The 19,552-nt window shown below is 73.2% G+C and carries 20 protein-coding genes; 10 read left to right on the forward strand and 10 right to left on the reverse strand.

The annotated features are described in order from the left end of the window. The first annotated feature begins 47 nt into the window (after positions 1-47). Positions 48-1,562, forward strand: a complete 1,515-nt coding sequence (locus tag ACIQOE_RS19320) for a glycoside hydrolase family 43 protein (protein WP_401412589.1) — start codon at positions 48-50, stop codon at positions 1,560-1,562. Between the two features lie 168 nt (positions 1,563-1,730). On the opposite strand, the gene ACIQOE_RS19325 is transcribed toward ACIQOE_RS19320, so the two are convergent. Continuing rightward, on the reverse strand, positions 1,731-1,937 hold the full coding sequence (locus ACIQOE_RS19325) for a DUF5999 family protein (protein ID WP_363014973.1): 207 nt from the start codon (positions 1,935-1,937) through the stop codon (positions 1,731-1,733). 351 nt (positions 1,938-2,288) lie between these two features. Continuing rightward, complete coding sequence (locus tag ACIQOE_RS19330; protein WP_401412591.1) at positions 2,289-2,873, reverse strand: hypothetical protein; 585 nt, start codon at positions 2,871-2,873, stop codon at positions 2,289-2,291. A 557-nt stretch (positions 2,874-3,430) separates the two neighbouring features. On the opposite strand from ACIQOE_RS19330, the gene ACIQOE_RS19335 reads away from it, so the two are divergent. Both ACIQOE_RS19335 and ACIQOE_RS19340 read left to right on the forward strand, forming a co-directional pair. Beyond that, positions 3,431-4,951, forward strand: a complete 1,521-nt coding sequence (locus tag ACIQOE_RS19335; protein WP_351326986.1) for a glutamate--cysteine ligase — start codon at positions 3,431-3,433, stop codon at positions 4,949-4,951. Between the two features lie 158 nt (positions 4,952-5,109). After that, entirely contained in the window at positions 5,110-5,850 is a 741-nt protein-coding gene (locus ACIQOE_RS19340) for a CPBP family intramembrane glutamic endopeptidase (RefSeq protein ID WP_401413380.1), read from the forward strand. Here ACIQOE_RS19340 and ACIQOE_RS19345 read toward each other — a convergent pair. Both ACIQOE_RS19345 and argG read right to left on the reverse strand, forming a co-directional pair. Then, positions 5,840-6,652, reverse strand: coding sequence for a PhzF family phenazine biosynthesis protein (locus tag ACIQOE_RS19345; RefSeq protein WP_351326984.1), 813 nt, complete (start codon positions 6,650-6,652; stop codon positions 5,840-5,842). The two genes, ACIQOE_RS19340 and ACIQOE_RS19345, sit on opposite strands and share 11 nt — an antisense overlap. A 211-nt stretch (positions 6,653-6,863) precedes the next feature. Continuing rightward, positions 6,864-8,312: an argininosuccinate synthase gene (argG, locus tag ACIQOE_RS19350; RefSeq protein WP_351326983.1), complete on the reverse strand. Its 1,449-nt coding sequence runs from the start codon at positions 8,310-8,312 to the stop codon at positions 6,864-6,866. A gap of 161 nt (positions 8,313-8,473) precedes the next feature. Here argG and ACIQOE_RS19355 point away from each other — a divergent pair, with 161 nt between their 5' ends. Next, complete coding sequence (locus tag ACIQOE_RS19355; RefSeq protein ID WP_362649631.1) at positions 8,474-9,070, forward strand: PadR family transcriptional regulator; 597 nt, start codon at positions 8,474-8,476, stop codon at positions 9,068-9,070. Between the two features lie 76 nt (positions 9,071-9,146). Here ACIQOE_RS19355 and ACIQOE_RS19360 read toward each other — a convergent pair whose 3' ends face one another. Both ACIQOE_RS19360 and ACIQOE_RS19365 read right to left on the reverse strand, forming a co-directional pair. After that, complete coding sequence (locus tag ACIQOE_RS19360; protein WP_351326981.1) at positions 9,147-9,575, reverse strand: SRPBCC family protein; 429 nt, start codon at positions 9,573-9,575, stop codon at positions 9,147-9,149. Positions 9,576-9,653: 78 nt separating this feature from the next. Beyond that, on the reverse strand, positions 9,654-9,848 hold the full coding sequence (locus ACIQOE_RS19365; protein WP_351327001.1) for a hypothetical protein: 195 nt from the start codon (positions 9,846-9,848) through the stop codon (positions 9,654-9,656). A gap of 223 nt (positions 9,849-10,071) precedes the next feature. Here ACIQOE_RS19365 and ACIQOE_RS19370 point away from each other — a divergent pair, with 223 nt between their 5' ends. Both ACIQOE_RS19370 and ACIQOE_RS19375 read left to right on the forward strand, forming a co-directional pair. After that, positions 10,072-10,647, forward strand: coding sequence for a Clp protease N-terminal domain-containing protein (locus tag ACIQOE_RS19370; RefSeq protein WP_351326980.1), 576 nt, complete (start codon positions 10,072-10,074; stop codon positions 10,645-10,647). Positions 10,648-10,693: 46 nt separating this feature from the next. Continuing rightward, positions 10,694-11,671 carry an EamA family transporter gene (locus ACIQOE_RS19375; RefSeq protein ID WP_401412595.1) on the forward strand — a complete coding sequence of 326 codons (978 nt, stop codon included), beginning with the start codon at positions 10,694-10,696 and terminating at the stop codon, positions 11,669-11,671. Between the two features lie 106 nt (positions 11,672-11,777). On the opposite strand, the gene ACIQOE_RS19380 is transcribed toward ACIQOE_RS19375, so the two are convergent. Beyond that, the gene (locus ACIQOE_RS19380; RefSeq protein ID WP_401412597.1) at positions 11,778-12,476 is read right to left on the reverse strand and encodes a pyridoxamine 5'-phosphate oxidase family protein; all 699 of its coding nucleotides are present in this window, start codon (positions 12,474-12,476) and stop codon (positions 11,778-11,780) included. A 36-nt stretch (positions 12,477-12,512) separates the two neighbouring features. On the opposite strand from ACIQOE_RS19380, the gene ACIQOE_RS19385 reads away from it, so the two are divergent. Beyond that, complete coding sequence (locus ACIQOE_RS19385) at positions 12,513-13,847, forward strand: aminotransferase class I/II-fold pyridoxal phosphate-dependent enzyme (protein WP_401412599.1); 1,335 nt, start codon at positions 12,513-12,515, stop codon at positions 13,845-13,847. A 108-nt stretch (positions 13,848-13,955) separates the two neighbouring features. Here the strand turns inward: ACIQOE_RS19385 and ACIQOE_RS19390 are convergent, their stop codons facing one another. Then, on the reverse strand, positions 13,956-14,900 hold the full coding sequence (locus tag ACIQOE_RS19390; RefSeq protein ID WP_399009618.1) for a DMT family transporter: 945 nt from the start codon (positions 14,898-14,900) through the stop codon (positions 13,956-13,958). 74 nt (positions 14,901-14,974) lie between these two features. Between ACIQOE_RS19390 and ACIQOE_RS19395 the strand changes: the two genes are divergently transcribed. After that, complete coding sequence (locus ACIQOE_RS19395) at positions 14,975-15,877, forward strand: LysR family transcriptional regulator (protein ID WP_401412603.1); 903 nt, start codon at positions 14,975-14,977, stop codon at positions 15,875-15,877. 143 nt (positions 15,878-16,020) lie between these two features. On the opposite strand, the gene ACIQOE_RS19400 is transcribed toward ACIQOE_RS19395, so the two are convergent. Continuing rightward, the gene (locus ACIQOE_RS19400) at positions 16,021-16,485 is read right to left on the reverse strand and encodes a pyridoxamine 5'-phosphate oxidase family protein (protein ID WP_351326970.1); all 465 of its coding nucleotides are present in this window, start codon (positions 16,483-16,485) and stop codon (positions 16,021-16,023) included. A gap of 78 nt (positions 16,486-16,563) precedes the next feature. On the opposite strand from ACIQOE_RS19400, the gene ACIQOE_RS19405 reads away from it, so the two are divergent. Next, a complete protein-coding gene (locus ACIQOE_RS19405; protein WP_351326968.1) occupies positions 16,564-17,208 on the forward strand; it encodes a cysteine hydrolase in 645 nt (214 codons plus the stop codon). 8 nt (positions 17,209-17,216) lie between these two features. Here the strand turns inward: ACIQOE_RS19405 and ACIQOE_RS19410 are convergent, their stop codons facing one another. Continuing rightward, positions 17,217-17,708 (reverse strand): Rieske (2Fe-2S) protein, encoded by a 492-nt coding sequence (locus ACIQOE_RS19410; RefSeq protein ID WP_365553537.1) that lies wholly within the window; start codon positions 17,706-17,708, stop codon positions 17,217-17,219. Between the two features lie 290 nt (positions 17,709-17,998). Between ACIQOE_RS19410 and ACIQOE_RS19415 the strand changes: the two genes are divergently transcribed. Continuing rightward, positions 17,999-19,507 (forward strand): amidohydrolase, encoded by a 1,509-nt coding sequence (locus tag ACIQOE_RS19415; RefSeq protein ID WP_401413382.1) that lies wholly within the window; start codon positions 17,999-18,001, stop codon positions 19,505-19,507. Positions 19,508-19,552 lie beyond the last annotated feature (45 nt).

Consider the following 19,552-nt stretch of genomic DNA (forward strand, 5'->3'; position numbering starts at 1 on the left):
GCCGAATGCGCCGAAACTTTCGGCGGCGCCTGGGGGAGGGCTTCCGCATGCGGACGTACGACAACCCCGTCATCCCCGGATTCCACCCCGACCCGAGCGTGTGCCGGGTGGGCGAGGACCACTACCTGGTCTGTTCCAGCTTCGAGTACTTCCCCGGCGTCCCGCTCTTCCACAGCCGCGACCTGGTGCACTGGCGGCAGCTCGGCAACGTGCTCGACCGGCCCGGCCAGTTGACGCTGCCGGAGGGGACACCGGCCTCGGGCGGGGTGTACGCCCCGACGATCCGGCACCACGACGGCCTCTTCCACGTCGTCACGACCGTCGTCGGCGGGGGCGGCAACCTCCTGGTCACCGCCGAGCGGCCCGAGGGCCCCTGGTCCGACCCGGTGTGGATCGACGTCCCCGGCATCGACCCCGACCTCGCCTGGGACGAGAACGGCGACTGCTGGTGCGCGGTGGCCGGTGGGACGGTGGCGCGGATCGACACCCGGACCGGAAAGGTACTGGAGGGGCCGCTGCCGATGTGGTCCGGGACCGGGCTGCGCGATCCCGAGGCGCCGCACCTGTACCGGGTCGGCGCGTGGTGGTACCTGCTGGTCGCCGAGGGCGGCACCGCGCTCGGGCACGGGGTGTCGGTGGCCCGCGCCCGTTCGCCGCGCGGGCCCTGGGAGCCGGCGCCGGGCAATCCGCTGGTCTCCCACCGGGGCACCGGGGAGCCGGTCCAGTGCACCGGCCACGCCGACCTGGTGCGGGCCGCCGACGGCCGCTGGTGGGCGGTGCTGCTGGGCACCCGCCCGCGCGGCTGGTTCCCGGAGTTCCACGTCCTCGGCCGGGAGACCTTCCTCGCGCCCGTGGAGTGGGTCGACGGGTGGCCGCGGATGGGGCCGGTGCGCGAGCGGGAGCAGGCGCCGGCCCGCCTGCACCCGGTCGGACAGCCGCCCGCCCGCGACGACTTCACGGCCGCCGCCCTCGCCCCGCAGTGGATCTCCCCGCGCGCCCGGCCCGACGGCTCATGGTCGCTGGCCGACCGGCCCGGGTGGCTGACGCTCACGGCCACCGGGGACAGCCTGGACCGGGCCGGGCACACCTTCGTCGGCCGCCGCCAGCAGCACCCGGACTGCCGGGCCGCCGCGCTGCTCGACCCCGGTACGGCCCGCGCGGGCCTCTCGGTCCGCGTCGACGAGGCCCACCACTACGACCTGGAGGTGTACGGCGGGACGGTGAGCGCGCTCGCCCGGATCGGCCCGCTGCGCCAGACGATCTCCGAACACCCGGTCCCGCCGGGCCCGTTGACCCTCGTCGTCGAGACCCGCACGGACCGGGTGCCGCCGCCCTCCGGCACCGTGCCGGGGCGGTCGGGGACGACCGGGGTCCGGGCCGCCGGGCCCGACGCCGTGATCCTCTCGGCGGAGACCTCCGCCGGTGTCGTCCGGCTGGCCGAACTGGACGGCCGGTACCTCTCCACCCAGGTGGCCGGCGGCTTCACGGGCCGCGTCATCGGCATGTACGTCACCGAGGGCCGGGCCGCCTTCGACTGGTTCGCGTACCGGCCCACGAGCTGAACGCGCCCGGCACCCGGTCGCTCGCGCTGCGCCCAACGAGCGGCTACGGGCGGTGACCGCCCCCGGACGCACGTCGGGGCCGGTGCGCACCGTGCGTGTGCGTCCGGCCCCTGCTGGTCACCGGGCGGAGCGGCGGGGCCGCCCGGGGGTGGTGCGGTGCTGCGTCCGTCAGGCGGCGGTCATCACGCTGCCGGCGCCGACCGGGCGGTGCGGCGCGATGATCTGCCCGTCGGGCAGAAGCTCACCGGTGTCCTCGAAGAGCAGGACGCCGTTGCACAGCAGGCTCCAGCCCTGCTCCGGGTGGTGCGCCGTCAGACGGGCGGACTCCCGGTCGGCGGACTCTGCTGTCGGACACGGCGGCTGGTGCTGGCACATGGATGGGGTCTCTCGCTCTGTGGTGGTCATCTCGGTCCCCCGTGATGATGAGTCGGTCGGAAACCAGTGTTGCCCTCCGGGCGGTGTTCCGCAGGGATTTGGCCGCACCGCCTCTCACAGATTGGAGACGCGTCACTCGCGCGGACGGTTCATCTCGCCCCGGCTGCCAATTCGGATGGTTCCGCATGGCCGGATGGGGCTAGTCAGGTCGTCGGCGAGGTGGATTATCGGCTCCGAGGAGCGGCCAATTGCTCGGACGAGCGGCTTTCGCTGTCGCACGGATTGACTTGTTGACATACGACCGTACCCCGTCACTCGTCCCGGAGCGACGGGGTGGGGCCGGTGGCCTCGTCAGGCGGGGGTGATCAGCAGCGGTGCCGTGGTGATCCGATGGGTCAGCACGGGGAGCAGTTCGGCCACCGGGTGCGGCCGGTGGGCCGCGATGCCGGGCGGGGCCGGGGCCAGCGGGACGAGCAGGTCGCTGGCCTCCGGGTGGCCCTCGGTGCCGTCCGCGCCGCAGTCGCCGTGCAGCCACAGGGTGAGCATGTAGAGGCCGGGCAGCGACAACAGGCGCGGCTGATAGGCCTGTTGCAGGGCCTCGGCCTGCTGCAGGGCACGCTCGGTGGAGGAGATGTAGGGGCCCTCGAAGAAGTGCGAGAAGGCCCAGCCGTCCGGGGTGAGCATGGTGTCGGCCGCGGCCACCGCCCGGTCCCCGCAGCGGATCAGGAAGCGCCAGCCGGCCAGCCGGGTGCCGGACATGCCCTCGGGAGTGATGCGGTCCAGGACGTGCACGGGCAGCGGGAGTTCGGGAGTCGCGGGTCCCTGGGCGGTACGCAGGGACGGGGTGCGGGCCTCGCGGACCGCAGTGGGCGAACTCAGGGCGGTGAGGACGGAACGCAGGGCAGGCGCGGGGGCAGGAGGGAATTGCAGCGGCATGGTGGGTCGCCTCTCGTTCGACAGGCGCGGCGGCGCGAGGGCAGGGGCGGACGGCGCTGTCAGCTCACAGGGGGGTCAGAGAGGCGGGGGCCCGGCTCGGTGAAGAGAGGTGCGGGCGTTGTTGCCGCACGTCATTCAGAGGGCAGGAACCAGACCATGGGCGCCAGCCTTCTGCCTTGTTCGCGGAGTTTATACGACGCCTGTTCAGGCGGCGTTTCACCGGGTCGTTTCACAGCAGAGAACAAGGCGCAATTCGGCCGTTGATACGTGCGGGATCCTCCCGATTTCCGGCCCGCCGCCACCGTACTGACCTCGTAATACGGGGTTCTCGCGGTCGGCCGAATGTCGTCGGCGTTTTTCACGAGGACATCGGGGAACCCGAAGTTGCATGATGCCCCATGCCCCGTGAATGTGCCGCAGGACACATTCCAACAGACTAGCGGCTCCCTGTGCCGCGCGCGACGTTATCGATCGCTTCCGGTGGGCATCATCCCACCTGGACCCGGGACACCCGGCGGCCGGAACCCCGGTCCGCCCATTCGAGGAGGGACGCTTCGATGGGGGAGAAGGTCGTGGCGGGCCGGTTCGACCTGTCCGATCGCCAGCGCTACCGCGAAAAGCTCCGCGACTGTCTGGCGGGGCTGGAGCGACTGCTGGTGGAGAAGCGGTTCGACAGCCCCAAGAACCTCATGGGCGTCGAGATCGAATTGAATCTCGCCGGTGCGGACGGTATGCCGAGAATGCTGAACGGCCAGGTCCTCGAACGTATCGCCAGCCGCGATTTCCAGACAGAGCTGGCGATGTTCAACCTGGAAGTGAACATAGCCCCACATCGGATCGGCGGCCGGGTATTCGACCGGCTGGACGAGGAACTGCGGACCTCGCTGGCCTATGCCGACCGCAAGGCGGGCGAGGTGGCCGCCGGGATCGTGATGATCGGCATCCTGCCCACGCTGGAACGCGACGACCTGGTCTCCGCGAACCTCTCCGAGGTCGACCGGTACACCCTGCTCAACGACCAGATCGTCGCCGCGCGGGGCGAGGACTTCGTGCTCGACATCGAAGGCGTCGAACACCTGCGGTGCACGTCGAAGTCGATCGTGCCGGAGGCCGCCTGCACCTCCGTGCAGCTGCACCTCCAGGTCACCCCGGCCCGCTTCGCCGACGTGTGGAACGCGGCGCAGGCGGCGTCCGCCGTGCAGATCGCCGTGGGCGCGAACTCTCCCTTCCTCTTCGGCCACGAACTGTGGCGGGAGTCCAGGCCGCCGCTGTTCCTCCAGGCCACCGACACCCGGCCGCCCGAGCTCCAGGCGCAGGGCGTACGGCCGCGCATCTGGTTCGGCGAGCGCTGGATCAGCTCCGCCTACGAACTCTTCGAGGAGAACCTGCGGTTCTTCCCGCCGCTGCTGCCGATCTGCGACGAGGAGGACCCGCTGGCCGTGCTCGACGCGGGCGGCGTGCCCAAGCTCGCCGAACTCGTCCTGCACAACGGCACGGTGTACCGCTGGAACCGGCCGGTCTACGGCATCGCCGACGGCGTCCCGCACCTGCGCGTGGAGAACCGGGTGCTGCCCGCCGGGCCGACCATCACCGACGTCATCGCCAACGCTGCCTTCTACTACGGCCTCGTGCGCGCCCTCGCGGAGGAGTCGCGGCCGGTGTGGACCCGGCTGCCGTTCGCCGCGGCCGAGGCGAACTTCGACGCCGCGTGCCGGCACGGCATCGACGCCCGGATGGTGTGGCCGCGGCGGGGCCGCTACGGCGGCGGCACGACGGAGGTGGACGCGGTCACCCTGGTCCGCGACGAGCTGCTGCCGCTGGCGGCGACCGGCCTGGACGCGTGGGGCGTGGAGAGCGCCGACCGGGACTTCTACCTGGGCGTGATCGAGGAGCGGTGCCGGCGGCGGGTCAACGGGGCGTCCTGGCAGGCCGCGACGTTCCACCGGGCGGTGGAACGGGGGCTGCCGCGGGACGAGGCGCTGGCCGCCATGACGCGGCGCTACGCGGAGCTGATGAACCAGGGGGAGCCGGTGCACACCTGGCCGGTCGGGTTATTGGAACCGGTGCTGACGGGCTGAGGCCGCCGTTCGGGGCGCCTCGCCGGGGCGGCGGGGGTCGGCCGCGCCTGTCACAGGTCGATCGGGCAAGCTGTGACGTCCGATGACCGTTGGAGGCAGGAGTGCAGGTGGCGGACCAGGTGGCCGGTGCTTACCCACTGGAGCGGCCCTCGCAGCGCATGTTCCGGGACGAGACGCTGCTCGTGCTCGGGCTCTCGCTCGGCGCGAGCGGCGTCTCCGCGCTGATCAGCTTTGTCGGATCGGTCACCAAACCGGGCGGCCTCAAGGACCAGGCGGCCACCCTCAACGCCTCGGCCGCGCCGGGCCGTCCCTGGCTGGACCTCGCCTGGCAGCTGTTCGGCATCGCGAGCGCGCTCGTCCCCGTCCTCCTGGTCGCCCACCTCCTGCTCCGCGAGGGCGCGAGCCTGCGCACGCTCGGCTTCGACCGCACCCGCCGCTGGCCCGACCTGGGCCGCGGGGCGGGCATCGCCGCGGTGATCGGCAGCGCCGGCATCGCCTTCTACCTGGCCGCGCGCGGTCTCGGCTTCAACCTGACGGTGGTGCCGGAGGCGCTGCCCGACGTGTGGTGGAAGTACCCGGTCCTGATCCTCTCCGCGATGCAGAACGCCATCCTCGAAGAGGTCATCGTCGTCGGCTACCTGCTGCGCAGGCTGGACCAGTTGGGCTGGAGCGCGGGTACGGCCCTGGTGGCCAGTGCGGTACTGCGCGGGTCGTACCACCTCTACCAGGGGATCGGCGGCTTCGTCGGCAACATGGTGATGGGCGTGGTCTTCGTCTACCTGTACCGGCGCTGGGGCCGGGTCGGTCCCCTGGTGGTGGCGCACTCCCTGCTCGACATCGGCGCGTTCGTGGGCTACGCGCTGCTGGCCGGCAAGGTCGGCTGGCTGCCTACGGCGTGAGCAGTTCGCCGTCGATCACGGTCACGGCCCGGCCGGTGAGCAGGGTGCGGTCGCCGCGCAGCGCGGTGCGCACGAAGCCGGTGCGCCGGGAGGCCTGGAGCCCGGTCAGGTCGGGCCTGCCGAGCCGGGCCGACCAGTGCGGGGCGAGCGCGGTGTGGGCGCTGCCGGTCACCGGGTCCTCGGCGATGCCGACGTTGGGGAAGAAGCAGCGGGAGACGTAGTCGTAGTCCGACGCCGGGTCCTCGGCCCGCGCGGTGGCGATGATCCCGCGGACGGAGTGGGCGCCGAGCGCCCTCAGGTCGGGGGAGAGGCCCAGCACGGCCTTCTCGTCGGCGAGTTCGAGGAGCAGGTCGCCGACGCCGGGTCCGGTGTCGAAGGCGGCCACGGGTTCGGCGCCGAGCGCGTCGGCGACGCCCGCGGGGGTGTCGACGCGGGTGAGCGGGGCGGTGGGGAAGTCGAGGGTGATCGCCCCGTCCGCGGCGGGGGTGGCGGTCAGCACCCCGCTGCGGGTGGCGAACCGCACGGGGCCGGCGTGCGTTCCCGTGGTGTGCAGCACATGGGCCGTGGCCAGCGTGGCGTGTCCGCACATCGCCACCTCGGTGACCGGCGTGAACCACCGCAACGCCCAGTCGCCGTCCCCGCCTTCGGGCAGGGGGTGGGCGAAGGCGGTCTCGGCGTGGTTGACCTCCATGGCGACGTTCCGCAGCCACGGGTCATCGGGAAAGGAGTCGAGCAGCACGACACCGGCGGGGTTTCCGGTGAACGGCCGCTCGGCGAAGGCGTCGACGATTCGGATCCGCATACCCCGGACGCTAACGCCCCCACCCCCCACCCACCCAAGTCCAATCCCACCCCCCTGGCCCGATTCCCCCACCCGGCCGCCCGACAGGCACACGGGGAACGGCGCCCCGAAAGGGGCGCGGGGAACTGCGCAAAGGCCCACGACGGCGCCGCACCGCGACACAAGAGGGGGCCGGCCCGTCACCGAGCCGGCCCCACTCCCCGCCGCACGCTCAGTCCGTGCCGAACTCCATCGCCGCCCGGTCCAGCAACTCGTCCGCGTCCGCCGCAGCCTCCCCGCGGGACGCGATCGCCTCGGCCCCGCCCTCCGGCATGCTGCCGATCAGCCCCGTCGCCGCGGCCTGCGCCGCACCGATCGCCGGGTTCGCGGTCCCGATCAGGCCGAGGCCCGCGTACTGCTCCAGCTTCGCCCGGGAGTCCGCGATGTCGAGGTTGCGCATGGTCAGCTGGCCGATCCGGTCCACCGGACCGAACGCCGCGTCCTCGGTGCGCTCCATCGACAGCTTGTCGGGGTGGTAGCTGAACGCGGGCCCGGTCGTGTCGAGGATCGAGTAGTCCTCGCCGCGCCGCAGCCGCAGCGTCACCTCACCGGTGACGGCCGCGCCGACCCACCGCTGCAGCGACTCGCGGATCATCAGCGCCTGCGGGTCCAGCCACCGGCCCTCGTACATGAGGCGGCCCAGCCGCCGGCCCTCGTTGTGGTACTGGGCGACCGTGTCCTCGTTGTGGATCGCGTTGACCAGCCGCTCGTAGGCGGCGTGCAGCAGCGCCATGCCCGGCGCCTCGTAGATCCCGCGGCTCTTGGCCTCGATGATCCGGTTCTCGATCTGGTCCGACATGCCGAGCCCGTGCCGGCCGCCGATCGCGTTGGCCTCCATGACCAGTTCGACGGCGGTCTCGAACTCCTTGCCGTTGACGGTCACCGGCCGACCCTGGTCGAAGCCGATCGTCACGTCCTCGGGGAGGATCTCGACCTCGGGGTCCCAGAACCGCACGCCCATGATCGGGTCGACGGTCTCGATGCCGTTGTCCAGGTGCTCCAGGGTCTTCGCCTCGTGCGTGGCGCCCCAGATGTTGGCGTCGGTGGAGTACGCCTTCTCGGTGCTGTCCCGGTACGGCAGCCCGTGCGCGAGCAGCCACTCGGACATCTCCTTGCGGCCGCCGAGCTCGGTGACGAAGTCCGCGTCCAGCCAGGGCTTGTAGATCCGCAGGTGCGGGTTGGCGAGCAGGCCGTACCGGTAGAACCGCTCGATGTCGTTGCCCTTGAAGGTCGAGCCGTCGCCCCAGATCTGGACGTCGTCCTCCAGCATGGCCCGCACCAGCAGCGTGCCGGTGACGGCACGGCCCAGCGGGGTGGTGTTGAAGTACGCCCGTCCGCCCGAGCGGATGTGGAACGCACCGCAGGTCAGCGCGGCCAGCCCCTCCTCGACCAGCGCGGCACGGCAGTCCACCAGGCGCGCGATCTCCGCACCGTAGGTGTGCGCGCGGCCGGGCACCGAGGCGATGTCGGGCTCGTCGTACTGGCCGATGTCGGCGGTGTAGGTGCACGGGACGGCGCCCTTGTCGCGCATCCACGCGACCGCGACCGAGGTGTCGAGCCCGCCGGAGAAGGCGATGCCGACGCGCTCGCCGGCGGGAAGGGAGGTGAGGACCTTGGACATAGGAAGAGTATGCATGAGAACGCATGACCATGCAACGCCCCTGGTGGTGGGGGCCGGGGGCGAATCTGTCGGCGGGGGTTGTCAAGCGAAAGGGTTCCGATATATCGTTGAGGCATCGCGAACGATACGCGACAGATCAACGATGGAATGGAGTGATGGTCATGCGTCCCCACGGACACGAGCATGGACATGGACAGCGACAGGGACGCCGTGCGGCGTTCGGGCCCTTCGGTCCCGGCGGCCCCGGCTTCGGCCCGGGCGGGCCCGGTTTCGGACCCGGGCACTGGGGTCCGCGCGGGCGCGGAGGTCCCAGGGGCAGGGCGCGGCGCGGTGACGTGCGGGCCTCGATCCTGGCCCTGCTGAAGGACCGCCCGATGCACGGTTACGAGATGATCCAGGAGATCGCCGAGCGCAGCGGGGGTGCGTGGAAGCCCAGCCCCGGCTCGGTCTACCCCACCCTCCAGCTGCTGGAGGACGAGGGGCTGATCGCCAGTGAGAGCGAGGGCGGCAAGAAGCTGTTCTCCCTCACCGACAGCGGCCGCACGGCGGCCGACGAAGGTCCGGACGCCCCTTGGGAAGAGGCTTCCCGCGGAGTCGACTTCGAGGCCCTCGGCGAGATCCGGCAGGCCGGCTTCGGCCTGATGGAGGCGTTCGGGCAGGTCTGGAAGACCGGCACCAAGGAACAGCGCGAGAAGGCGCTGGCCGTCATCAACGAGACCCGCAAGAAGCTGTACCTCATCCTCGCCGACGAGGACTGACCCTCATGGGCACGGCGAGCGGGGCGCCCCGCGGAGTGATTCCGCGGGGCGCCCTTCCGCGTGCCCGGGGCGGGCGTCAGGCCACCAGTCCGCCCAGCTTGCGCAGCGACTCGTTCAGCGCCGCGGTCGCCGAGTCCTTCAGCTTGCCCGCCATCAGCGACACGGCCGCGCCGGTGAACTCGCCGTCGATCCGCACCCCGGTCGCGTCCCCGTCCGGGGTCAGCGTGTAGCGGGTCGCCACCGTCACCGCCATCGGGCCCTTGCCGCGGATCGCCAGCACCCGCGCCGGCTCCAGTTCCTCGATGGTCCACTCGACCTCGGCCGGGAAGCCCATCAGCTTCATGTTCTCCTGGAAGGTGCCGCCCACCGCCAGGTTCTCCGGGCCGCCCTTCGGGAAGCTCGTGTGGGTCGCGTTCCACTGCCCGTACGCCGGCCAGTCGGTGAGCTGCGCCCACACCTTCTCGGCCGGTGCCTGGATGCGTGACTCCGCGCTGACTTCGGCCATGCGACCACCCCTTCGGATCGGGCTACGGTGTCGCGGAACGTAGCCGCAGGGCCGCGAACATTCAATACTGATGAACCGTCAGAACGTGTGCGGGTCCGCGCCGGGCTCCACCCGCCGTATCTCCGCCGCGTCGAACAGGTCGCAGGCCCGCGGGAACGCGCTTTCGTCGTGGCAGTGCCAGGCGTCCCAGAACAGGTCCGCGAGCAGGGCGTCCGCCGGCGCGCAGACGCGGTAGACGTACCGCCTGCCGTCGACCGCGGGCAGCGCGACCAGCCAGCAACCGCAGCAGTCCTCCACGACGACGAGAGACGTGCGCCCGGTGTACGACGGTTGCGCGACCGGCGCATGGCAACGCGACGCGCGCCGTTGTGCGGGATTCGGCCTGATCTCATCCGTAGGGAGGAGATTCCGGCCGCCGCCGTCCACTCTGCGTGGGACGCGAAGATGGTTCCCCTCGGTGATGACTCAAGCGCTTGCGGTTGATGAGGTAGGGGATGTGCAACCCCGTATTCCCCGCCAGCCCGTCCAGGACCAGGGCGGCATCCACGCGGACGGCGATGCCGGGCTCGGCGCCGAGCTGGCAGCGGTGGTCGCCGGTGCCCGCCGCCGGGCCGTACGGGACGGGGACCGCCAGGTCGACACCGCCCATCTGCTGCACTCGCTGATCGAGTACGACCCCGAGGTCCGCGCCGCCATCGGCGACGCCCCGCAACTCGCCAAGCTGCTCGGCTACCTCGTGCAGCGCAGCATCGGCTACGGCCTGCGCTGGCAGGAGGGGGTCGAGGACTCCGGCGCGCTCCCCGCCGTCCCGCGCGCCGCGGGAAGCGGGGACGGGGCCTGGTCACCGGTGGCGACCGCCGCCCTGGAGCACGCCCGCAGCCGCGCCCGGAGCCGGACCGCGGGCCGTGCCGGCGGCACCGATCTGCTGGCCGGTCTCGTCGTGGACCCCGCATCGCGTGCCGTGGAGGTCCTGGAGCGGGCCGGAGTGGCCGCCCGCGCCCTGGCCCTGCGGATCGACGGGGACGGCGGGGCGTGGGACACCGGGACGGAAAACCGCACGTCCAGCCGGTGAGACAGGGGTCAAAGGGGGTGACGCTCATGTCGTTCCCTGACATCCTGTGCCGGTGCCTCTCACTGACAGCAACCACGGCAAGCGCCTCGGGCTCGGCCTCGCCCTCGGATCGGCGCTCGCCTTCGGCGGCTCCGGTGTCGCGGCCAAGCCGCTGATCGAGGCCGGTCTCGACCCGCTGCACGTGGTCTGGCTGCGGGTGGCGGGCGCCGCGCTGGTGATGCTGCCGCTGGCCGTGCGCCACCGCGACCTGCCGCGCCGCCGCCCCGCGCTGCTCGCCGGATTCGGCCTGCTCGCGGTCGCGGGCGTCCAGGCCTGCTACTTCGCCGCGATCTCCCGCATCCCCGTCGGGGTCGCACTGCTCGTGGAGTACCTCGCGCCCGCGCTGGTGCTCGGCTGGGTCCGGTTCGTCCAGCGCCGGCCGGTCACGAGGGCCGCCGCGCTCGGCGTCGTCCTCGCGGCCGGCGGCCTCGCGTGTGTCGTGGAGGTGTGGTCGGGGCTCGGCTTCGACCCGCTCGGGCTGGCCCTGGCGCTGGGGGCGGCCTGCTGTCAGGTCGGGTACTTCGTGCTCTCCGATCACGGCGGCGGCGAAGGCGTGGACCCGCTCGGTGTCATCGCGTACGGGCTGCTGGCCGGCACGGGTCTGCTGACCGCGGTGGCCCGGCCGTGGGAGATGGACTGGGCGGTGCTGGCCGGCTCCGCGCCGATGAACGGCACACGGGTGCCCGCGTTCGCGCTCCTCGCGTGGATCGTGCTGGTCGCGACCGTGCTCGCCTACGTCACCGGCGTGGTCTCGGTGCGGCGGCTGTCACCGCAGGTCGCCGGAGTGGTGGCCTGCCTGGAGGCGGTCGTCGCCACCGTGCTCGCGTGGGTGCTGCTCGGCGAGCACCTGTCCGCGCCGCAGGTCGGCGGCGGGGTGCTGGTGCTGGCCGGGGCGCTCATCGCGCAGTCGTCGGCCCCGGCGAAGGAGCCGACGACGGACGGGGGCGCGGTGGCCGAGCGGGTCGCCTCACCCAGCGCGATGTGACCGGGACGACGGCGCGGTCCGGCCCCCCGCGCCCGCACGGCGGCAGCCACCACAGGGCACGGCCCGGCGCCCCCGAAGGGGCGCTCCCCCCTCGCCGCGGCCGGGGTCAGAGGCTCTTCAGATACAGCGGAACCGGCGTCCCGGCCGCCAGGTCGCCGTCGGCGATCGGCGTGTCGTAGCCCTTCCGCAGTGGCACCACGCCCGCCCAGTACGGCAGGTCCACGTCCTCCGGCTCGTCGTTGACGCCGCCTGTGCGGGTCTTGGCCGAGACCTCGGCCAGGTCCAGGCGGATCACCGCCGTCGCGGCCAGCTCCTTGCGGTTGGCCGGGCGGGAGTCGGCGGAGCGGCCGCGCACCACGTGGTCGACCAGGGCGTCCAGCGCGCGGCTCTTCTCCTCGGGGTCGGTGACCTGGTGGGCGACGCCGTGCACCACGACCGAGCGGTAGTTGATCGAGTGGTGGAAGGCGGAGCGGGCCAGCACCAGGCCGTCGACATGGGTGACCGTCACGCACACGGGGAGCCCCGGGTCGGCCTGGCCGGTCATCCGCAGCGGACGCGAGCCCGTCGAGCCGTGCAGGTACAGCACCCCGCCCACCCGGGCGAACAGCGTCGGCAGCACCACCGGCGCGCCGTCGCGCACGAAGCCGAGGTGGCACAGGTACGCCTCGTCGAGGATCGAGTGCACCACCTCCTTGTCGTACGACGCCCGCTCCGCGGAGCGGGTCGGGACGGTGCGGTCGGTCGGTGCGTAGGCGGCGGGCTGTGCCGGAACGGTCCCCCGCACGCCGGGCTCGGCGGTCTCCATTGCGTCTCCCTATTGCACTAGTGCATAATTTCTTTTGTGCTAGGAGAATATCTGATCGAAGGCCGCGGCGCAGCGGAGATTGCCGCCGACGTCGAGCGCGCGGTGGGCGCCGGCGACCTGGAGCCCGGTCAACTGCTGCCGCCCATGAGGGAGTTGGCGGCCCGGCTCGGTGTGAATCCCAATACGGTCGCGGCCGCCTACCGCACCCTGCGGGAGCGCGGGGTCATCGAGACGGCCGGCCGGCGCGGCAGCCGTGTCCGGTCCAGACCGGCCACCACCGGCCGGGACGGGATCGGCGCCGACGTCCCGGCCGGCGTGCGCGACCTGTCCTCCGGCAACCCCGACCCCGCGCTGCTCCCCGCCCTCGGTCCGGTCCTCGCGGCGCTGGCCGCCGACGAGGACGGCCGCGCCCCGGTCCTGTACGGCGCCGACCCCGTCGAACCGGAGCTGGAACGGTTCTCGCGCGCCGAACTCACCGCCGACGGCGTGCCCGACGGTCCGTTCACCGTGACCTCCGGCTCCCTCGACGCCGTCGAGCGGGTCCTGCTGGCCCACCTCAAGCCGGGCGACGGGGTCGCCGTCGAGGACCCCGGATGGGGCCGCACCCTCGACCTCGTGCCCGCGCTCGGCCTGCGCACCGTGCCGGTGGCCGTGGACGACGACGGACCGCGCGCCGACAGCCTGCGCACGGCGCTGGAGTCCGGGGCGCGCGCGGTGATCGTCACCGCCCGCGCGCACAACCCCACCGGAGCCGCGGTGAGCGCCGCACGCGCGCGTGCGCTGCGCGCCGTGCTCCGCGACCACCCGCACACCCTGCTGATCGAGGACGACCACGGCCACGGCATCGTCGACCTGCCCCTGCACCCGCTGGCGGGCGCCACCCGGCACTGGGCCTTCGTCCGTTCCGTCGCGAAGGCCTACGGCCCGGACCTGCGGCTGGCCGCCATGACCGGCGACGAGACCACCGTCGACCGGGTACGCGGCCGGCAGCGGCTCGGACCGGGCTGGGTGAGCCGCCTGCTGCAGCGCGCCGTGGTCCGGCTGTGGACGGACGAGGCGGTGCGCGGCCCGGAGGTGGCCGCCGCCTACCGGGCCCGCCGCGAGCTGCTCGTCGACGCGCTCGCGGACCACGGCATCGAGGCCCACGGGCGCAGCGGCATGAACCTCTGGATCCCGGTCCCGGACGAGACCGGCGCGGTGTCGCGGCTGCTGCACGAGGGCTGGGCGGTGTCACCGGGGGCGCGGTACCGGCTGGCCTCGCCGCCCGGCATCCGGGTCACGGTCTCGACGCTCACCCCCGAGGAGGCCCCGGCGCTGGCGGCGGCGGTGGCGGCGGCGGTCGCCCCGGCACGGGGCCGCGTCCAGGCGTAGGGGCCGGCCGATGCGACCGTGAGCGGCCGGCCGCCGGTGTCCGCCCGGCCTCGACGGGCCCCGCGCGACCGGCCGTCGAGGAGACGCGTGCCGTGTGCGACCGGTCGTTCAGGAGGCGCGTGCCTTGGGCCGGACCTGCGTCAGTGCCGCTCCGGCGAGGACCACGGCCGCCCCGACCGGTGTGCTCCATCGCAGCGACTCGCCCAGCACCGCGACCCCCGCCGCCGTGGCGATGACCGGGATGAAGTACGTGACCATCTGGGCGGTGGTCGGGCCCACCTCGGCGACCAGCCCGTACTGGATCAGCACCGCCAGCCCGGTCCCCAGCGCGCCGAGCGCCGCGACCGCCAGCAGCGGCACCAGAGCGAAGTGCGCCGGCATCGAGGTGAACAACGGCGTCACGACGGCGAGTTGAAGCGTCGCGAGAAGCAACTGCGCACCGGTCATCGACAGATGCGAGTGACCCGTGCCCGCCAGCGTCCGGCGGACGTAGATCCACCCGACCGGATAGCTCAGCGAGGCCAGCAGCGCCGGCAGCGTTCCCATGACGTCCAGCCCGTGGAACCCCTGCCAGGCGCCCAGCACGGTCAGCACCCCCAGGAACCCCAGACCGAGTCCGGCCACCCGGATCCGGGTCGGCCGGTCCTCCGAGAGCGCCACCAGCGACAGCGCCATCCCCCACAGCGGCGAGGTCGCGTTGCAGATGCCGGCCAGCGTGGACGGGATCGACAGCTCCGCGTAGGCGAACAGCGAGAACGGCAGCGCGTTGAGCAGGAACGCGGCGACCGCCAGATGCCCCCAGGTACGCACCCCGCGCGGCAGCCGCTCCCGCTTGACGGCCATCGCCGCCGCCAGCACCGCCGTACCGAAGACCAGCCTGCCCAGGGTGACCTGGAACGGCGCGTAGCCGTCCGTCCCGACCTTGATCAGCAGGAAGCTGAAGCCCCAGATCAGCGACAGGACGGCGAACCGGAGACGCCAGTCGAGGCGGGGGCGGGGCAGGGCGGACGCGGGCGTCGGCGCGCCGGTCCTGGTGCGGGTGACGGTGCTCATGCCGTCCACCATGCGGGAGGTGACGTCGTAGCACAATCGAGATTTCCCGAGTGGTACCTCTTAGAATCGCTTACATGTTGAATCTGGAGCGCCTGCGCACCCTCGACGCCCTCGCCCGGCACGGCTCGGTGAGCGGGGCCGCCGAGGCCCTGCACGTCACCACGTCCGCGGTGTCGCAGCAGATGGGCAAGCTGGAACGCGAGGTGGACCAGCAGCTCCTGGCCAGGAACGGGCGGGGGGTCCGGCTCACCGACGCCGGGCGGCTGCTCGCCGAGCACGCCTCCCGGATCCTCTCCCAGGTGGAACTGGCCCAGTCCGACCTGGAGGCGCACCGCGGACAGGTCGTCGGCGAGCTGAGGGTGGCGGCGTTCCCGACGGCCGCCCGCGGCCTGTTCCCGGCCGCGCTCGCCGCGCTGCGCGCCCGGCACCCGGCGCTGCGCGTGCGCTCCGGCGAACTCGAACCGGAGAACGGCGTCGCCGGGGTGGTGCGCGGCGACCTCGACCTCGCCGTCGTCCTGGACTGGTACAACAAGCCGATGCCGCTGCCCGACGGCCTGGTCAAGGCCCCGCTGCTGGACGACCCGGCCGAGGTCGCCCTGCCGGCCGGGCACCGGCTGGCCGGACGGGACGAGGTGGACCTCGGGGAGTTCGCCGACGACGAGTGGATCACCTGGGGCGAGGGCGAGTTCTGCCACGAGTGGCTGATGTTCACGCTGCGCTCCCGCGGCGTCGAACCGATCATCGGCCACCGGGCCGCCGAGACCCACACCCAGCTCAACCTGGTGGCGGCGGGACTGGGGGTCTGCATCGCGCCGCTGCTCGGCCGCCACCCGGTGCCGGAGGGGATCGTGACGGTGCCGCTGAAGCAGCGGGTGCGCCGCCATGTGTACGTCGTCTGGCGGGCCGACGCCGACCGCCGCCCCTCGATCCGGGCCGCCGTCCAGGCCCTGCGGAGCGCCGCCGAGGCCATCTCCTGATCGTGCGGAGCGGCGTGCCGGCCGGTGTCCGGAGCCGGCGGGCCCGGCGGGCTGGGCGCGCGGGCGGACGCGACGGCCGTGCCGCACGGCCCGGCCACCGCCCGGCCGTCCGGTACGGCGGTCGTCGTCGGGCGCGCGGCGCCTCAGCCTCCCAGTTTGCGGAAGTCCCAGGAGGCGATCTTCGTCGGGGTCAGCCGGGCCCAGGCGTGCCGGCCGTCGTGCGGCATCTCGTCCAGGCCGAAGTTCTTGCGGGCGAACAGGGTCTCGACGTAGTCGAGTTCGGCCACCAGCTCACCGGTGCGCGGCACCTCGCCCACGAACTCGACGGTCCCTCTCAGCTCCACGCCGCGCAACTGGTCGTACTCCTCACCGGAGTCGACCACGACCGCCACCCGCGGGTCGCGGCTCAGGTCCGTCCAGCGCTGGCTGCGCACCACCGAGTACAGCCACAGGGACGTGCCGTCCCAGGCGAACCACAGGGCGCTCACGTGCGGGTCGCCGGACGCCGACACGGTCGCCACCCGGCAGGTGCGCTGTGCGGTGAGGAACTCGTCGAGCTCACCGGGCGTCATCATGATCTTCCGGCCCCGGCGCTGAGTCACGGTCATGCGGCCCCCTCTTCTTCCGTTCCCGCGCGATGCTGGTTAGTCTCGCCCGCCCCGCACCAAGGCGGAAGGGGGCGTCACATGCCGTCGTACGAACGGCTCGCGGAGCTCATCGATCCCGTGAGCACCGTCCTGCTCACCGTGGAGTGCCAGCAGGGCGTGGTCGGCCCGCGGAGCGCGCTGCCCGAACTCGCCCACGAGGCACGGGCGTCCGGCGCCCTGGCCAACATCGCCCGGCTGGTCGCCGCCGCCCACGACACCGGCGTCCAGGTGATCCACGCGCTCGCCGAACGCCGTCCCGACGGCCGCGGCGCGAACCGCAACGCCCGTCTGTTCCGGGCCGCCGAGCGGCTGCCCGTCCAGCAGCTGTCCGGCACCCAGGCGGTCCGCGTCGCGCCCCCCATCGAGGTCTCGGAGGAGGACCTGCTGGTGAGGCGGCTGCACGGCCTGTCGCCGATCCAGGGGACCGACGTCGATCCGCTGCTGCGCAACCTCGGCTGCCGCACCCTGATCGTCACCGGGGTCTCGGCCAACGTGGCCGTCCCCAATGCCGTGTTCGACGCGGTGAACCGGGGCTACACGGCCGTCGTCCCGGCCGACGCCATCGCGGGAGTGCCCTCCGAGTACACCCCCGCGATGGTCCGCAACACCCTCGCGCTGGTCGCCACGGTCGCGACCACCGACGAGGTGCTCGGCTGCCTCAAGAACCCGCGCCGACGCCCCTGAACCGCGGGTCAGGCCAGCGTGATCTGGTCACCGGACACGGTGATGTTCGCGGCCGTCAGACCCGTCGTCGCCGGACCCTTCTTCACGCTGCCGTCCGCGATGGCGAACTGGCTCCCGTGGCAGGGGCAGACGATCGCGCCGTCGGCGATGCTCGACACCGCGCAGCCCGCGTGCGGGCACTTCGTCGAGAACGCCTTGTAGGTGCCCGACGTCGGCTGGGTGACGACCACGGACTGGTCCTTGTAGATCGTGCCGCCGCCCTCGGGGATGTCCGTGGTCTTGGCGAGCGCCGAACCGCCGCCGCCCGCCGAGGAGTTGCCGCCGGAGCCGTTGCTGTCCTGGGTGGTGGAGCCCGCGCCGGAGTTGTCCGTGGCCGAGCCCGACGAGTCGTCGGACGACCCGCAGGCGGTCAGCGCGGCGGCGAGCCCCGCCGCTCCGGCCGCCGCCATGATCGTACGGCGGGCCGGTTCGGCCGAGGGGTTGAACGATGCGCCGGTCATGTGAGGGGTTCCCTTCAGCGGAGCTTCTCGTTGATCCGTCCAGGGGTACGGCCGTCGGGCCGCACCTGTTCAGACGGCATCCGATAGTGACCACCCGGACATGAGCCCCCGGTGAAAGAGCGCTGTCGGTTGCCTGTCGGCCGCGGCCGGGACCCCGATCGGCCACGACATTGGACGGGGACCGGACGCGATCAAGCAGGTAAGGTCAGCCTAAGTTCTTTTCACGACTTGCCGGTTGTCCCGCCAGGGGAGGCTCGATGACGGAGTTCGCAGGCACATCGCGCGACCGGATGGCGAAGGCGCCGCCCCGGGGGACGCCGACGACGCTGGCCCGGGTGCGGCTCGGGTCCGGCGGACCGCTCGCGCGCGTGCGGGTGGCGGACGGCACGGTCACCCACGTCGTCGCCGAGCGCGAGGATCCGGCGGCGGCGGGCCTCGCCGCCGGGGACCGGGTCCTCGACCTGGACGGGCGGGTCCTGCTGCCCGGACTGTGGGACGCCCACGTCCACCTCGCCGAGTGGGCCGGGGCGCGTCGCAGGCTCGACCTGTCCGGCACCTCCTCCGCGCGGGAGGTGGCGGACCGGGTGCGCGAGCACGGCCGGACGGCCCCCGCAGGACCGGTGCTGTTCGGATACGGCTTCAGGGACGGGCTGTGGAGCGACGCCCCGCACAAGGACCTGCTCGACGCGGCCCTGCCGGACCGTCCGGTCGCTCTGGTCAGCGCCGACCTGCACGCCGTCTGGCTGAACTCCGCCTGCCTCGCCCTGGCGGGCCGCGGCGACCATCCGACCGGGCTGGTCCGGGAGCACGAGGCACACGTGATCCTCTCCGCCCTGCCCGAGGCTCCGGACGAGGTGGTGGACGGCTGGGTCGCGGACGCCTGTCGGGCCGCCGCCGCCCGCGGGGTCACCGGCGTCATCGACTTCCAGTTCGGCGACACCGTGGGCGCCTGGGAGCGGCGCTCGGCGGACCGCCCGCCGGCCGTCCGGGTGGCCGCGGCCGTCTACCCCGCCCACCTGGACGCGGCGCTGGAGCGCGGCCTGCGCACGGGGTCCCGGATCGGCCCGCACGGAGAGCTGGTGCGGGTCGGCCCGCTCAAGCTCTTCACGGACGGCTCGCTCAACACCCGCACCGCGCTGTGCCGCGACCCCTATCCCGGCCTCGAGGACACCGGCGAGGCGTACGGCATCGAGCAGACGCCGCCCGGCGAACTGGTGCGGCTGATGCGGCGGGCCGCCGCCCACGGCGTCGAACCCGCGGTGCACGCCATCGGCGACCGTGCCAACACCGTGGCCCTGGACGCCTTCGAGGCCGTCCGCTGCCGCGGCCGGATCGAACACGCCCAGTTGCTCAGCCCCGAGGACCTGCCGCGCTTCGCGGAGCTGGACGTCGTCGCCGGCGTGCAGCCCCGGCACGCCACGGACGACCGTGACGTGGCGGACCGGCACTGGGCGGGCCGCACCGCGCGCGCCTTCGCCTACGCCGACCTGCTGGCCGCTGGAGCGCGCCTGGAGTTCGGCTCGGACGCGCCCGTCTCGCCGCTGGACCCCTGGCTCGCCGTCGCGTCCGCCGTCAGCCGCACCGACGACGGCCGCCCCGCCTGGCACCCGGAACAGCGCCTGCCGGTGCCGGCCGCGCTGGCCGCCGCCGCCCGCGGCCGCCGCCTGATCCGGGTCGGGGACCCGGCCGACCTGGTCGTCGTGGACGCGGACCCGCTGACGGCGGACCCGGACACCCTGCGGGTGATGCCCGTGCACGCCACCCTGACCGACGGCCGCTGGACCCACGGGCCGTACTGACCCCGCGCCGTGCCGGCGGCGCGGGACGCCCCGTGGCCCGGACGG

Source organism: Streptomyces sp. NPDC091282 (assembly GCF_044757385.1).
Lineage (GTDB): Bacteria > Actinomycetota > Actinomycetes > Streptomycetales > Streptomycetaceae > Streptomyces > Streptomyces gramineus.

Coding starts and splice junctions, on each gene's coding strand:
- ACIQOE_RS19320 (WP_401412589.1), top strand. CDS start 48: ATGCGGACGTACGACAACCCCGTCATCCCCGGATTCCACCCCGACCCG.
- ACIQOE_RS19325 (WP_363014973.1), bottom strand. CDS start 1,937: ATGTGCCAGCACCAGCCGCCGTGTCCGACAGCAGAGTCCGCCGACCGG.
- ACIQOE_RS19330 (WP_401412591.1), bottom strand. CDS start 2,873: ATGCCGCTGCAATTCCCTCCTGCCCCCGCGCCTGCCCTGCGTTCCGTC.
- ACIQOE_RS19335 (WP_351326986.1), top strand. CDS start 3,431: ATGGGGGAGAAGGTCGTGGCGGGCCGGTTCGACCTGTCCGATCGCCAG.
- ACIQOE_RS19340 (WP_401413380.1), top strand. CDS start 5,110: ATGTTCCGGGACGAGACGCTGCTCGTGCTCGGGCTCTCGCTCGGCGCG.
- ACIQOE_RS19345 (WP_351326984.1), bottom strand. CDS start 6,652: ATGCGGATCCGAATCGTCGACGCCTTCGCCGAGCGGCCGTTCACCGGA.
- argG (WP_351326983.1), bottom strand. CDS start 8,312: ATGTCCAAGGTCCTCACCTCCCTTCCCGCCGGCGAGCGCGTCGGCATC.
- ACIQOE_RS19355 (WP_362649631.1), top strand. CDS start 8,474: ATGCGTCCCCACGGACACGAGCATGGACATGGACAGCGACAGGGACGC.
- ACIQOE_RS19360 (WP_351326981.1), bottom strand. CDS start 9,575: ATGGCCGAAGTCAGCGCGGAGTCACGCATCCAGGCACCGGCCGAGAAG.
- ACIQOE_RS19380 (WP_401412597.1), bottom strand. CDS start 12,476: ATGGAGACCGCCGAGCCCGGCGTGCGGGGGACCGTTCCGGCACAGCCC.
- ACIQOE_RS19390 (WP_399009618.1), bottom strand. CDS start 14,900: ATGAGCACCGTCACCCGCACCAGGACCGGCGCGCCGACGCCCGCGTCC.
- ACIQOE_RS19395 (WP_401412603.1), top strand. CDS start 14,975: ATGTTGAATCTGGAGCGCCTGCGCACCCTCGACGCCCTCGCCCGGCAC.
- ACIQOE_RS19400 (WP_351326970.1), bottom strand. CDS start 16,485: ATGACCGTGACTCAGCGCCGGGGCCGGAAGATCATGATGACGCCCGGT.
- ACIQOE_RS19405 (WP_351326968.1), top strand. CDS start 16,564: ATGCCGTCGTACGAACGGCTCGCGGAGCTCATCGATCCCGTGAGCACC.
- ACIQOE_RS19410 (WP_365553537.1), bottom strand. CDS start 17,708: ATGACCGGCGCATCGTTCAACCCCTCGGCCGAACCGGCCCGCCGTACG.
- ACIQOE_RS19415 (WP_401413382.1), top strand. CDS start 17,999: ATGGCGAAGGCGCCGCCCCGGGGGACGCCGACGACGCTGGCCCGGGTG.